Below are 13191 nucleotides of genomic sequence, written 5' to 3'. Positions count from 1 at the left end.
GGTGGCGCGCCCCACCTCGACGAGGTCAAACGCGATCGCCGACTTGCCGGTACCGAGCACTTCTTTTTCCGTGAGCGCGGTATGGCCGAGCCGCGCGGCGGCAAGCTTTGCGGGCGCATGGTCGGCGCGGCCCGCATCAAGCGCATAAGAGATGAGGCAGGGATCGTCCACGGCCTGAAGCGCGATGCCATAGCGGGCGAGCGCCACCATGTCGGGCTTGGCGCCCGCCACGATCTTCAGCACGGACTCATCTTCGAGGATCGGCTTCAGCAGGTCGAGCGCTTCGCGCAAGGGTGCTTGCGGCCCCACGTCTTCGCCGCCGAGATCGAGCCCGTCGCCCGCGCGATGGCTTAAGGGCACATAGGCCGCGTGGCCGGGCGCAAGCGCGAGCGCCACGCCCGCGATCTCGCCCGTCATGGGATCGGACGTGTTCAGCTTCACGCGGATCGCAAGGTTTCCTTGGAACTGAGCTGTCTTGAGCAAGTCTTGCAAACGCGCGATGCCCGTCACCGTCTCGTAGTTGGTGCGGTCGAAGGGAATCTCTTCGAGCTTGCTTGCGCGTTCGATGGCGAGTTCCGCGGGCGAGCCGCCTTGCACGTCGATGTCGCGGGCGGGGCCCGCAGCCCCGCGCGGGCTCTTGCGCAAAGGATGGTCGTAGTCGTCCTTCTTTCTTCGCACGGCACTTGGTTTCGTGGCGCCCTTCGGCAACGGCGCGCCCAAACCTTCCGCGACACGCTTCAACAGCGTGGAGAATTCCATCTCGCGCATGAAGGCGGTAAGCGTCTCCGGCTCCGGCTGCTGCACGGCCGTCTCTGCGAGCGGCACGTCGAGCGGCGTTTGCGTATCGAGCGTCACGAGGGTCTTCGACAGGCGCGCCTGCTCGGCGAACTCGATAAGGTTCTCGCGGCGCTTGTTCTGTTTGATCTCCGAGGCGCGGGCAAGCAGCGTTTCCAGGTCGCCATACTCGTTGATGAGAAGCGCCGCTGTCTTGACGCCGATGCCCGGCACGCCGGGAACGTTATCGGATGAGTCGCCCATCAGCGCCTGCACCTCGATGACCTTGGAAGGCGGCACGCCGAACTTCGCCAATACGCCTTCCTCGGCGATCTTCTTGTTCTTCATCGTGTCGTACATGACGATGCCGGGGCGTACGAGCTGCATCAAATCCTTGTCCGAGGAGACGATGGTAACGTCGGCGCCGGCACCGACGGCCTGCAGCGCGTAGGTGGCGATCAGGTCGTCGGCCTCAAAGCCCTCCTTCTCGATGCAGGCAACGTTGAACGCGCGCACCGCATCGCGCACCAGCGGGAATTGCGGGATCAGGTCTTCGGGCGGCTCCGGGCGGTTGGCCTTATAGCCGTCGAACAGGTCGGAGCGGAACGTCTTGGCCGAATAATCGAAGATCACCGCCATATGGGTCGGCGGGGCGAGCTCGCCGGTCTCGCGCAACAGCTTCCACAACATGCCGCAAAAGCCATGGACCGCGCCAACGGGCAGGCCGTCCGAGGGGCGCGTGAGCGGCGGGAGGGCATGGTAGGCCCGGAAGATGTAGCCCGAGCCGTCGATGAGGTACACGTGGTCGCCGCGCCCGGCCGGTTTTCCGGCAGCGGATTGGGAGGTCTTGGCTGCTGTCATGATGACGGAAATATAGGAATTACGGGGGCTCCAAGGGAGTCGCTTCGCCCGCTCATCCACCGCTTCGGTGCCGGCGCGCCTAGTGAGTCTTCTCCAGCTCCGACTGATCGATATTGCCCGGCGCAAAGGCCTTGTCCGGTCCGCCAAAGGTCTCCTCAATATAGTCCTTGAAATAGGCATCGAGCGTGGGGAAGGCCGTCGCGAAGCGGGTGAAATCCTTCTGGGCGATGAACAGCAACAGCCCGTCCTCCAGTGCCTGCACCAGCCCGGTGCGCAGCTCCGACTTGACCAGGACGCGTTCGCCGAAATGTTCGCCAGGGCCGAACACTTTCTCGAAATGCTCGTCCGTGTCGGGGTTGTCGATGGTCAGTTTGAAGGAGCCTTTAATCACCGTATAGAAGCCGTCGATCAGCATGCCCGGCTCGAACACTTTGTCGCCCCTCCAGAAATGGATGTAGCGGGTCGCCGGCGGCCGCATCCTAAGTTGCACGATGTTCGGCGGCATGATGGCGTTGATCATCCAGTTGAGCCCCACGCGGAACTTGGCGACGAAGCCCGGCAGGAACGACAGATAAAAGCCGCGCCACAGAAGCCAAGCGAACATGCCCGACAGCTTTATGCCGTAGACATCGGCCACGGCCTTGCTCATGCCGAGGGAGGCGAGCGAGCCCTTGGACTTGTAGGCGAACGGCTTGAGCTCCTCACCCTTCAGCTTGGCCACGACGTTGCCTGCGAGCTGGTATCCTTCGCGCACGGCAAACTGCGCCGTCTGGGTCGCGTAGTCGGCCGGGTCTTCGCCCGGGTTGTCGTTGAGCGGAATGAGCGCCGCATCGCCCAGCGCCCAGACATGTTCTTGCCCTGGCACCTGCATGAAGCGGTCTGTCCGGATGCGGCCCCAGTGCATGTCGAGGCCAAGCGTCTGCACCAGCGGATGCGGCCCGTTGCCGATCGTCGCCACCACCGTCGATGAATTGATGATGCGCCCATTGGTGAGTGCAACGCCCGTAGCGGTCGCCGATTCCGTGCCGACGCCGGTGAGCACCTCGATGCCGCTCTTGCTCAACTGCTTGGTAGCGTACTCGGCAAGTTCAGCGGGGAAGGTCGGCAGAATTCGCGGCGCGTATTCGATGAGATACATGCGTATTTCTTCGGGCTTGATGTTGTGATAGTAGGGCAGCGCGTTGCGGATCAGCTCGCGCAGCTCCGCCGCCGTTTCCACGCCGGAAAAGCCCGCACCAACCACCACGAACGACAGAAGCTGATCCTTAACCGGCGTTTCGGTCGTGACGTCCGCCGTCTCCAGGCAACCGATCGCATGGGTGCGCAGCATGTGCGCGTCCGTGAGGTCCTTCATGGTCAGCGCGTGGTCGGCCATGCCGGGGATGCGCGCCAGGTCGACGCCGGTCCCGAGCGCGATGACCAGCTCATCATATTTGAGCTCGACCGGGGTCATCCGCGCGCCCTGCATGACGATCACGGTCTTGGTCTTGAAGTCGATGCCCATGACCCGCGCCTGGCGCACCTGAACCTTGGTCAGGAGCTGGCGCAGCGGCACCACTGCGTCGGACGCACTGATATTCGACGAGGCCACCTCGGGTAGGAGCGGCTGGAACACGAAGTAGTTGTTGTTATTGATGAGTTCGACGTCGACCAGGCCGCGCCCGCGTTCTTCCAAGGTCTTCGCGGCGAACACGCCGCCGAACCCGCCGCCGATAACAATGATCTTTTTCTTTTTCGCCATAGGCTTGCCCAGCCTTTCCGTTGCGAAAGAGTAGGTACGCCAATGCTCCGGCGCGTCAAGTCACCGCGACAGCCTGCGGCAGGTTGCACGGTTGGCCCCAAAGCCCGATATCGAGGCAGCGCCGCCATGGCGTTGCTTCAAAGGGGCACTTTGGCTAGGGTCCCGTCGACAACGCACCCGTAGCTCAGCTGGATAGAGCGCTGCCCTCCGAAGGCAGAGGTCTCAGGTTCGAATCCTGACGGGTGCGCCAATCGCCACGAGAAGGTTGTCACTGTGGGCAAGAATTTCCACGAAAGTCTGTCGCGCGGGCAGACCGTGCAGATGGGCTCGAACCGATCGTTTGGCCTGGTGATGGGGGCGGCGTGCCTCGTCATTGCCGGGATCGGATATTGGTTTGGCTCCGCCTACTGGCCCGTATGGACGGGGGCCGCGGCGGTTTTTGGTGCCCTGGCGATGCTGTGGCCAAGCGTACTTTATCCGCTCAACCGCCTGTGGTTCTGGTTCGGCCTGGCGCTGCACAAGGTCGTCAATCCGCTGGTGATGGGCGTTCTGTTCTTTGTTGTAATCACGCCCATCGGCTTGCTCATGCGGCTCTCGCGTAAAGATCCGCTCGGCCTTGAGACCGAACCCGATGCAGCGAGCTACTGGGCTAAGCGGGGGAGCGAATTGCAGCCGGGCCCCATGAGCAAGCAGTATTGATCAGCCATGTCGTTTCTTTCTGAATTGATGGAATTCCTACTCGCCCGGAAGAAGTACTGGTTGATCCCAGTCGTTCTGCTGATGGTGGTGTTTGGCGGGCTCCTTGTCATGAGCCAAGGCTCTGCGGTCGCTCCGTTCATTTACACGATATTCTAGCCAGCCCGCCCCAAGGGGAAGTCATGCGTATCCTTGGCGTCTCGGCCTATTATCACGACAGTGCCGCTGCGCTCATCGAGGATGGACGCGTGATCGCCGCCGCCCAGGAGGAACGGTTCACGCGCCGCAAGCACGACGCCGCATTCCCGAAGAACGCGGTCCAGTACTGCTTAAGCGAAGCGCAAGTGCCGCTCTCGAGCCTTGACGCTGTCGTCTTCTACGAGAAGCCGTTCCTGAAGTTCGAGCGTCTGCTCGAAACCTATATGACGACCGCGCCTCGAGGCTTCCGCCAATTCCTCATGGCAATGCCGGTATGGCTGCGAGAGAAGCTATTTCAGAAATCGCTACTCGCGAAAGAACTGAAAGAGATCGATCCCGACTTCGATCCGGAGAAACTTCTTTTCAGCGAGCATCACTTGAGTCACGCGGCGAGCGCCTACTTTCCATCGCCCTTCGAGAGCGCCGCAATTCTTACGCTCGACGGTGTGGGTGAATGGACCACGACGGCAGCAGCGCTCGGGCAGGGTAGTCGCATAGAGTTAACGAAGGAGCTCCAGTTTCCCCATTCGCTGGGCCTGCTCTATTCCGCCTTCACCTATTACACAGGCTTCAAGGTCAATTCCGGCGAGTACAAGCTGATGGGGCTGGCGCCCTATGGCGAGCCAAAATTTTCCGACAAGATTCTGGACAATCTGATCGACGTGAAGCCCGACGGCAGCTTCCGGCTCAATATGTCCTTCTTCGACTACATGACCGGCTTCACCATGACCAACCGCCGGTTCGCACGTTTGTTCGGCGAGAAGGTTCGCGGCCCAGAAGATCGCCTAACAGCGTTTCACATGGATATCGCCGCCTCTGTTCAAGCGGTCACCGAAGAGGTCGTACTCCGGCTCACGCGGTCGCTCGCCGCTGAAACAGGACAGCCGAATCTTTGCCTCGCCGGTGGTGTCGCGCTGAATTGCGTTGCGAACGGCAAGGTGCTCAGGGATGGGAGCTTCGAGCGTATCTGGGTGCAGCCTGCAGCCGGCGACGCGGGCGGCGCGCTGGGTGCAGCGCTTGCCGCCTATCATGTGGAATTCGCAAAGACCCGTGAGAACACCGACACCCTCGATGAGATGTCGGGCGCCTATCTGGGCCCCGCCTTTGAAGCTGACAGCGTCGCCGAGCGCCTCACCGCCGCAGGCGCACACTTTGAAGTCTGTAACGACGACGAGCTCTACGAGCGGACAGCGGACGCACTTGCTAGCGAAAAGGCGGTCGGCTGGTTCCAAGGGCGGATGGAGTTTGGTCCGCGCGCGCTTGGCAACCGCTCGATCCTGGGCGACCCGCGCAGTCCGAAGATGCAGCGGACGCTAAACTTGCGCGTCAAATACCGCGAATCCTTCCGCCCCTTCGCGCCCGCTATTCGCGCCGAAGACGTCGGGGCTTGGTTCGATCACGCCGGAGAATCGCCTTACATGCTGTTCGTTGCCGACGTGCGAGAGGATCGGCGTCGGAAAATGACCGCCGATGAAGAAGCCCTGTTCGGCATCGACAAACTCAATGTCGTCCGTTCCGAGATACCAGCTGTCACGCATGTCGACTATTCAGCGAGGCTGCAGACCGTGCATGCTCAAACCAATCCGCGCTTCCATGCTCTGCTGAGCCGCTTCAAGGAGAAGACGGGCTGCCCGGTGTTGGTCAATACGAGCTTCAACGTGCGCGGCGAGCCGATTGTCTGCACACCTGAGGACGCCTTTCGCTGCTTTATGGGCACCGACATCGAAATGCTCGTCGTCGGCAATTGCGTCTTGCGCAAAGAGGACCAGGATACAGCGCTGCGTATGGACTACAGTGAGGCCTTCGAGCTCGACTAGGAATACAGCGAACGACCGAAGATGCCCCAACAAGAGCCCAAAACATCCTCGACAAAAGCCGAGCCTGAAGCGCCGCCCAAGAATCGGTTCGAGCGGCATCCGTGGCTCACTCTCATCGTTATTGTTCTAGGCTTGCTGGTCGTCACGATCGGCGCGGTGGAGTGGAGCCTTGCGCTCTTTCAAGACCGGATCAATCTCAGCTCGATCAACGAGCGAGGTGAGGCGCGGGTGCTCAGGCTGCGTGAATGGGCGCCCGGCACCGTCAAACTGTTTGCCTCGCCTGAAAACCGTTTCAACGATCCGATCGGCCCGGTAGATCGCGAGTACGAGTTGCGCATCGATCAGGACGGCTTTATTTGGCCCTCTGTCGTTCACGACAAGCCCGATCTGGAGATTGCCTTTCTTGGCGGCTCGACCACCGAAAGCCTCTATGTCCGGCCCGACATGCGTTTCCCGCACCGTGCCGGGCGCCTGCTTGAAGAACGCACGGGTCTTAAGATTAACGCCCTCAATGGCGGCAAGTCGGGAAACACGAGCATGCACGCCCTGCTCAATTACCTCGGCAAGGTTGCACCGCGCAGACCCCGCTTCGTTGTGCTCATGGAGGGCGTCAATGACATCGGGCTGCTGAATCGTGAAAAGACATATTGGAACGATTACAAAGGCAGTTCGCTCTTGATGTCGGAGGACGCCCTCGAAGGACGGAGTCCCATAGAGGACTTCGTGCAAGACGTGCGCGAAGGGACGATCCCGAACACATATCGACTGGTCCGCCGCGGATACCACAGGCTAAAGGAGAGCCTTGCGCAGGCCGACGCATCGCCGCCCGCTCGAAAGCAAACGTCACCAGCCCGGCCGCGGAAGAAGGCTGCGACGGCACCGAGCAAGACCGAGGTTCAGCGGCGTGAGCTTTTGCGTCAGTCCTACGAGCCATCCCTCAGAAGTTTTGTGCGCCTCGCCAAGGCGTGGGGATCCGAACCGGTTCTCATGACGCAAGTGCGTGTTGATGCGCATGGCGTAGACGGTGGGGCAAGCGACTTCCTTTCGCCGGAAGAGCTGCGCAAAGGCAATTTCGATCCGGCAAGCTTTGGCTCAATACATGACTACGCCAACGCCATCGTCAGGCATGTGGCCTTGACGGAAGGGAGTGTTCTCATCGACTTGGCGGCAGCGAGGAAATGGACCCGTGAGGACGTCTATGACGGCCTTCACTTTACCGAAACCGGTTCGCGCCATGTCGCGGAGCTGATCGAACAGGCTTTGGCGCCATTGATCACGCAATCGGAGGCCGGAAGCCGACAAGATGAGCGCCTCCCAGATGACGATGTGTCGGCGCGCCCCTAGGGTGAACCAAGCTCCGAGACCTCGCAGATATTCGATCTCCGCTTAGAGGGCCCACAAGGTGCTGGGCACACTACCAAATCTCGTGCACGCGAAACCGAGTTTCAACCGAGTTCCGCACCTGGAACGCCAGGAGACCGGCCGCGTTAATCTCAGGGGATACTTTGGCGAGCCTATGGTTTTTGGTCTGGGGGTAGGCTATTTTTCAATCCCGCGCCGGAAAAGACTTCACCCCGTAACAAGAGGTGCGTGCAAACGAGGAGACGATTTCCATGCGCAGATTTCTTCTGATTGCAGCGGCAGGCGCGATTGCTCTTGTCGGCCTGTCCGCCAACCAGTGCGGCGGTGGCGGTGAGAAAGCAGCCGAGCCGGCCAAGGAAGAGATGCCGGCTAAGGACGACGCCATGTCCGGCGGTGGATCGGATGGCGGAGCGCCGGCGCAATAGCCGACGATCGACGTTGCAGGTTTCTGGAGGGCCGTACCGCCCAAAGCGGTGCGGCCCTTCCGTTATTCCGCCACTGCCGGGAAGGCATTCACCAGCGGCGAGAGGTCCCGTGCCGGATCCCAATCGCCGCCCTTTCGCGTCAGGCCGAGCCGTACGATGACAAGGTTGCGCGAAGGTACCATCGCCACCACCTGCCCATTGTGGCCAAGCATGTAAAACGCGTCGTCCGGCATGGGCGGCTCGCCGAGACCCGGCGAGTCCGGCAGCTTCAGCCAGATCTGTGCGCCGTATTTGTCATTCGGCGCATGCGGTGCAGGCACCAGCGAGTACGCCACCCAGCCTTTAGGGAGCAGCTGCCTCCCGCTCCATATCCCGTCGCGCAGGAAGAGCAGCCCAAGCCGCGCCCAGTCGCGCGCCGAAGCGTAGAAGAACGAGCCGCTCATGAGTGTGCCGGAGGCGTCCGGCGCGAGAGACGCCGAGCGCATGCCGAGAGGCGCGAACAAGCGCTTCCGGGGAAAGCGCAAATAGGCAAACTCGCTATCGAACGTCTCGCGCAAGACGGCAGCGATGATGCCGGTCGTCCCGGTCGAATAGGACCAATGGCTGCCGGGCGGGTCCACCAACGGCTTCGACGCGGCAAACCGCGCGCTGTTTGCTTGCACGTACAGCATCTGGGACACGTCGCTGAGAAAGTCGTCAACGTCCTCGTTGAAGGCAAGCCCGCTTGTCATATGCATCAGTTCGTCGAGCGTGATGGCAGCGCGGGGATCGTCCTCGTCCCGCCATTCGGGCATGAGGCGCGACGCATCCAAGGAGAGCGCGCCGTCCTTCACGCGTAAAGCCACGAGCAGGTTGGTCACCGTCTTGCTCATGGACCAGCCGACCATAGGCATCCGGGCGTCGAAGCCTGGCGCGTAGCGCTCGGCCATGATGCGGCCCTGGTGCACGACGACCAGAGCGCGCGTGTTGCGTGGGCGGCTCGGGTCGGGCTCAGAGAAGATCGCCTCGATGGTGCGGTCTGCCGCCTCACCATCCACGCCCGCCAGCCAGGGGCGGGCTATGACGTGCGCGCCGTCCGGCCATTCGGCGGTGCTGCTAGGCGCTGGGTCAGGGGGGGACAGGTTCGCGGCTACAGCGCGTGACAATACCGCCGGCTTGTCGTGGGTTAGCGTGCAGCCCAGCCCGTCGCGGAACACCGCCGTCTGCCCGAAAAGGCCGAAGACCGATGCGCGCACGGTTTGCTCATTGTGCGCCACGGCCGGCGTAAACAATTGCAGCGGTTCCAGCCCGGGGCCGGAGAGATCCTGCGTCATCAGGCTCTCCATGTCGCGGCCGGACACGAAAAGACCCGCGCAAAGCGTTTGCGCCATGTAGCCGGAACCTAGCAGCCCGATGCGCGAGAGCCGGGGCCACACGATGGCCGCGACCGTTACCGCGGCGATGACGGCAAGGATCAGCCAAAACGAGCGGGAGCCGGCGCGCATTGGTGCTTACGCCAGCTCTTGGACGGCCTTCAGGACCTCGTCCACGTGGCCGGGAACCTTCACCTTCCGCCAGACGCCACGGATCACGCCTTTGCCGTCGATCACGAAGGTCGAACGCTCGATGCCCCTATATTTGCGGCCATACATGCTCTTCTCCACCCAGGTTCCGTAAGCCTCGCAGATGTTGCCGTCTTCGTCCGAGGCGAGCGGGAAGTTGAGCGCGTACTTGTCCTTGAACTTGTCGTGCTTCTTCACGGGGTCTTTGGACACGCCGATCACGGTCGCCTTCACCTTGGAGAAATCCGGTAGGGCATCGCGAAAGCCGCACGCCTCGGCGGTGCAGCCTGGCGTGTCGTCCTTTGGGTAGAAATAGAGGACGACCGTCTGGCCCTTGAGATCTTTCAGGGAGATATCGCCGCCGCCATCGGTCTGCAGCGAGAAAGAAGGGGCCTTGTCGCCCACGTCTAGGCTCATGTCTGGTCTCTCCTAGCGAAGCCGCTTGGTCACGCGCACATGCGCGATGGTGTGCTTCTCGAACGGCTCGCCCTCTTGAGAGTAGCCGTATTTGAGGTAGAAGCCCTCCGCCCCGACGCGTGCATCGACGATCATAAGCCGATATCCGGCTTGCGTGCCCCAATCCTCCGCATGAGCAAGAAGTTTGGCGCCTACCCGCGTTCTCCGCTTCTCCTCCGCAACGGCCATCTGCTGGAGGTGCAGCGTGACCTCATCGAACGGCCACACGGAGACCGTGCCGACGACCGCGGCGTCGGACACTGCGCAGAAATGCTGGCGCACTGCGTCGTCGAGGCGCTCTTCAGCCGTGACGGTAAGCCCGAGGGGTTCTCGCAAGATCGCCTCCCTCAGATGGACCGCTTGGTCGTAGAGGTTGGAGCCCAGCGGCGCCTCGAAGATCAGGGCAGACGGTTCCTCGGACATCGCCGGCGTTACTCCTGTTTTGCGAGATGTTCGACCATCGACCAGATGGCGTTGATCTGTGCCGCGTCCTTGCCGAGAAAATCGAGCCCGGTATAGCCCCACCAGTCCCAGCACCCTTCCGGGTTATAGGCGCTCGCGGAGATCTGGGGAAAGAGCATGACGATACGGTTCGTGTCGGCAATTCTGGCGAAGCCTGAGTCCCTAATGAAGGTGTCGCCGATCTTCTCGCGCGACTGCCCGCAGCCGTGGAGTGACACATGGACGCGGCAGCCCGGCGCCGTGCGGCATGAGGCCGGTACGTAGACGACGCCTTCTCCTGCGAAACCGTCGCCCGCATCGGAGAAGTTCTCCTGGTCGAACACGACGAACGCGCCTTGCGCGGCGTCGGAGGACGGTTCGAGCGGTCCGTAGATCCAGCCGAGGATTGCGCGCGCCTGGTCGTAGTCGCAATCACTGACATAAGGCGGCTCGGAAACCCCACATGCCGCGCCGCCTTCCTCGGTGATGAAGGCATGGCCGCCATCGCCTGTCACAAATGTCACATTGCTCGCGGGCACACCGGCCAGATCGTAGAAGCGCTTCGCAGCCTTCACAACAGGCCGCGTGACAGTGGCGTCATTGTCCCCGGAGTAGAGATAGACGTTGTGGCGCGCCAGGGCCGAGAGCGGATCGATCTCGCCCTTCTCAGCCAGCTCCTTGGCCCGCGTCACCAGGCGGTCCGGGTCCGGCGTGCCCATGGTCGTCTTCATGCAACGCAGGAGCGCCTGCGTTCCGTTTTGGGCAACGGCAGTCGGCCAGTACGGAAAGGCGCTTGCAAGCGGCGACTCGGCGCATGCGAAAGGCCCGCCCGCCACGATACCGGCGCCGACGATGTCTTTGGAATGAGCAATCTCGATCTGCCCGGCCATATAAGCACCCGATGACAGCCCCGATACCGAGGTGGCGGGCAGTTCCGTGCCGAGCTTGGGCAAGGTAGCGCCGGCAGCCGCCGGGACCGCCGCCGATGCGGCCAGCAACCCGATCGCTACCCCCAGCCCGTGCAGACGCATCGCCCGCGCTCCCTTTTGATTCGGCATTGAATCCTAGAGCCTTCTCACGTCGCTTTGTTGAAGCTTGGCACCGGGCATGTTGCTCCAGCCGTCCAAAAAACCCTTGCATACCAACAATGCGAGGTGCAAATAGCGCCTCTTATTCGACTGGATCTATCTGCTGGTTGGGGAGGACGCCATGTCCAGTGACGCCCTCTTCCAATTGGGGATGGACTTGGATCATGGTTCAAGCACCGCCCAAACGGAAGAAGAGCATTCCATGTGTTTCGATCCCCAATCGGGTGACGAGCGCAAGGATTTTTTCGTTGAGCGAGACGGCATCCGCTACGCGGGCACGCATCTCATCATTGATCTGGTTCGGGCAGAACGGCTCGACGATCTAGACCACATCGATCAAACGCTGCGGCGATGCGTGGATGCGGCGGGCGCGACGCTCCTGCATATCCACCTTCATCGTTTCACGCCCAATGGCGGCATCTCGGGCGTTGCGGTTCTCGCCGAGTCGCACATCTCGATCCATAGTTGGCCCGAACATGGCTACGCCGCGCTCGATGTCTTCATGTGCGGTGACACCGATCCGAACGCCACCATCGATGTGATGAAGGAGGCGTTCTCGCCCGGCAAAGTGGTTGTCAAAACGGAACTCCGGGGCATGGAGATTCAGCGATGGAACGATGGGTCGAGGAGACACTCCACGACGGCTTCCGCGTCCGCCTGAAGGCGGACAAGGTTCTCTTCGATAGCAAGACCGAGCACCAGCAGCTCATCATCTTCGAGAACGAGGAGTTCGGCCGGGTGATGATGCTGGATGGCGTCGTCCAATTCTCCACGAAGGACGAGTTCGTCTATCACGAGATGATGGCGCACGTGCCGCTGTTCGCCCACGGCAAGGCGAAGAAGGTGCTCATCGTCGGCGGCGGCGATGGCGGCGTCTTGCGCGAAGCTCTGCGGCACGAAAGCGTGGAGAGCGCAACGCTATGCGAGATCGACCGCAGCGTGATCGATCTTTGCCGCGAGCACTTTCCGGATGTCTCCGCGGGCGCCTATGACGATCCGCGCACAAACGTAGTCATCGACGACGGCACCAAATTCGTGGCCGAGACGGAGAAGCGCTTCGAGGTCATCTTGGTGGATTCCACCGATCCCATCGGGCCGGGCGCCGTACTCTTCACCAAAGCGTTCTACGCCGGCTGCAAGCGCGCGCTTGAGCCTGGCGGCATCCTTGTCACGCAGAACGGGTTGCCGTTCTTGCAAGGGCCCGAGCTGAAAGAGTCCGCTGGCTATTTCCGCGAACTCTTCACGGACGCCTTCGCCTATGTGGCGACCACCCCGAGCTATTTCGGCGGCTCCATGTCTTATGGCTGGGCAAGTGACGACACGACGCTGCGCCATCACCCGCTGGAAGAGATCGAGCGCCGCTACGAGGCGGCCGGCAAATTCCCCACGCGCTATTGGCGGCCTGAAATGCAAGCGGCTGCCTTCGCCCTGCCCGCCTATATCCGCGAGTTGGTCGAGGCGTAGTCTCAGCAGGCTCTAAAGACGCGTGAAGTCCGGCAGGTCGCCCACCAGCGGCAGGCAGTAATCGTAAAACGCTGCGCTCACGTCATTGCGGCCTAACACGAACGCGTCCGGCATATGCCGTGCGTGCCGCGCCACGGCCGAAAGCTCCGCCCGCCCGAAAGCGCTGCGATAGCTGTCGACCGCGTTCGAGGTGCGCACGATGGTGATTGATGCGCCCGCATCGCCCTCAGCGGCAAGCGCTGCTGCATGCCGCCCCACGCCGCGCGCCTCGGCGGCGTCCACTGCGGAGGGATCCGTCCAGCAGCGCTGCAGATAACCGAACGTGTC

Annotated in this window: 14 protein-coding genes and 1 tRNA gene; 8 read left to right on the top strand and 7 right to left on the bottom strand. The window is 62.0% G+C overall.

Annotated elements, in window-relative coordinates; genetic code table 11:
* Positions 1–1635, bottom strand: a 1635-nt coding sequence (locus ABY454_RS10580) for a 5'-3' exonuclease H3TH domain-containing protein (RefSeq protein WP_372930502.1), incomplete at its 3' end; no start/stop codon positions are given.
* A 79-nt stretch (positions 1636–1714) separates the two neighbouring features.
* Positions 1715–3376: an FAD-dependent oxidoreductase gene (locus ABY454_RS10575; protein ID WP_372930500.1), complete on the bottom strand. Its 1662-nt coding sequence runs from the start codon at positions 3374–3376 to the stop codon at positions 1715–1717.
* 173 nt (positions 3377–3549) lie between these two features.
* Between ABY454_RS10575 and ABY454_RS10570 the strand changes: the two genes are divergently transcribed.
* From ABY454_RS10570 to ABY454_RS10545, 6 genes are all read left to right on the top strand, one after another.
* Positions 3550–3626: transfer RNA gene (locus tag ABY454_RS10570), tRNA-Arg, on the top strand.
* Between the two features lie 23 nt (positions 3627–3649).
* Positions 3650–4075 carry an SxtJ family membrane protein gene (locus ABY454_RS10565; RefSeq protein ID WP_372930498.1) on the top strand — a complete coding sequence of 142 codons (426 nt, stop codon included), beginning with the start codon at positions 3650–3652 and terminating at the stop codon, positions 4073–4075.
* A gap of 6 nt (positions 4076–4081) precedes the next feature.
* Positions 4082–4231, top strand: a complete 150-nt coding sequence (locus tag ABY454_RS10560; protein WP_372930496.1) for a DUF5989 family protein — start codon at positions 4082–4084, stop codon at positions 4229–4231.
* A 23-nt stretch (positions 4232–4254) separates the two neighbouring features.
* On the top strand, positions 4255–6087 hold the full coding sequence (locus ABY454_RS10555) for a carbamoyltransferase (protein WP_372930494.1): 1833 nt from the start codon (positions 4255–4257) through the stop codon (positions 6085–6087).
* A 21-nt stretch (positions 6088–6108) separates the two neighbouring features.
* Positions 6109–7431, top strand: a complete 1323-nt coding sequence (locus ABY454_RS10550; protein WP_372930492.1) for an SGNH/GDSL hydrolase family protein — start codon at positions 6109–6111, stop codon at positions 7429–7431.
* Between the two features lie 269 nt (positions 7432–7700).
* Complete coding sequence (locus tag ABY454_RS10545) at positions 7701–7874, top strand: hypothetical protein (protein ID WP_372930491.1); 174 nt, start codon at positions 7701–7703, stop codon at positions 7872–7874.
* Positions 7875–7936: 62 nt separating this feature from the next.
* On the opposite strand, the gene ABY454_RS10540 is transcribed toward ABY454_RS10545, so the two are convergent.
* Genes ABY454_RS10540 through ABY454_RS10525 form a run of 4 tightly spaced genes read right to left on the bottom strand, consistent with a single transcriptional unit; the run spans position 7937 to position 11343 of the window.
* Complete coding sequence (locus tag ABY454_RS10540) at positions 7937–9358, bottom strand: serine hydrolase domain-containing protein (RefSeq protein ID WP_372930489.1); 1422 nt, start codon at positions 9356–9358, stop codon at positions 7937–7939.
* A gap of 6 nt (positions 9359–9364) precedes the next feature.
* Complete coding sequence (bcp, locus tag ABY454_RS10535; RefSeq protein WP_372930488.1) at positions 9365–9832, bottom strand: thioredoxin-dependent thiol peroxidase; 468 nt, start codon at positions 9830–9832, stop codon at positions 9365–9367.
* A gap of 12 nt (positions 9833–9844) precedes the next feature.
* On the bottom strand, positions 9845–10294 hold the full coding sequence (locus ABY454_RS10530; protein ID WP_372930487.1) for a GNAT family N-acetyltransferase: 450 nt from the start codon (positions 10292–10294) through the stop codon (positions 9845–9847).
* Between the two features lie 8 nt (positions 10295–10302).
* Positions 10303–11343, bottom strand: a complete 1041-nt coding sequence (locus tag ABY454_RS10525; RefSeq protein ID WP_372930486.1) for a poly(3-hydroxybutyrate) depolymerase — start codon at positions 11341–11343, stop codon at positions 10303–10305.
* 178 nt (positions 11344–11521) lie between these two features.
* On the opposite strand from ABY454_RS10525, the gene speD reads away from it, so the two are divergent.
* Together speD and speE are read left to right on the top strand one after the other, a co-directional pair.
* Positions 11522–12061 (top strand): adenosylmethionine decarboxylase, encoded by a 540-nt coding sequence (gene speD / locus ABY454_RS10520; protein WP_372930485.1) that lies wholly within the window; start codon positions 11522–11524, stop codon positions 12059–12061.
* Positions 12010–12864 carry a polyamine aminopropyltransferase gene (gene speE, locus ABY454_RS10515; RefSeq protein WP_372930484.1) on the top strand — a complete coding sequence of 285 codons (855 nt, stop codon included), beginning with the start codon at positions 12010–12012 and terminating at the stop codon, positions 12862–12864. The genes speD and speE overlap by 52 nt, the downstream gene beginning before the upstream one ends.
* Before the next feature lie 12 nt (positions 12865–12876).
* Here the strand turns inward: speE and ABY454_RS10510 are convergent.
* Positions 12877–13191, bottom strand: a 315-nt coding sequence (locus tag ABY454_RS10510; protein ID WP_372930483.1) for a hypothetical protein, incomplete at its 5' end; no start/stop codon positions are given.

This window comes from Methyloceanibacter sp. (assembly GCF_041573655.1).
Lineage (GTDB): Bacteria > Pseudomonadota > Alphaproteobacteria > Rhizobiales > Methyloligellaceae > Methyloceanibacter.
This window is presented reverse-complemented; position numbering and strand designations above follow the sequence as displayed.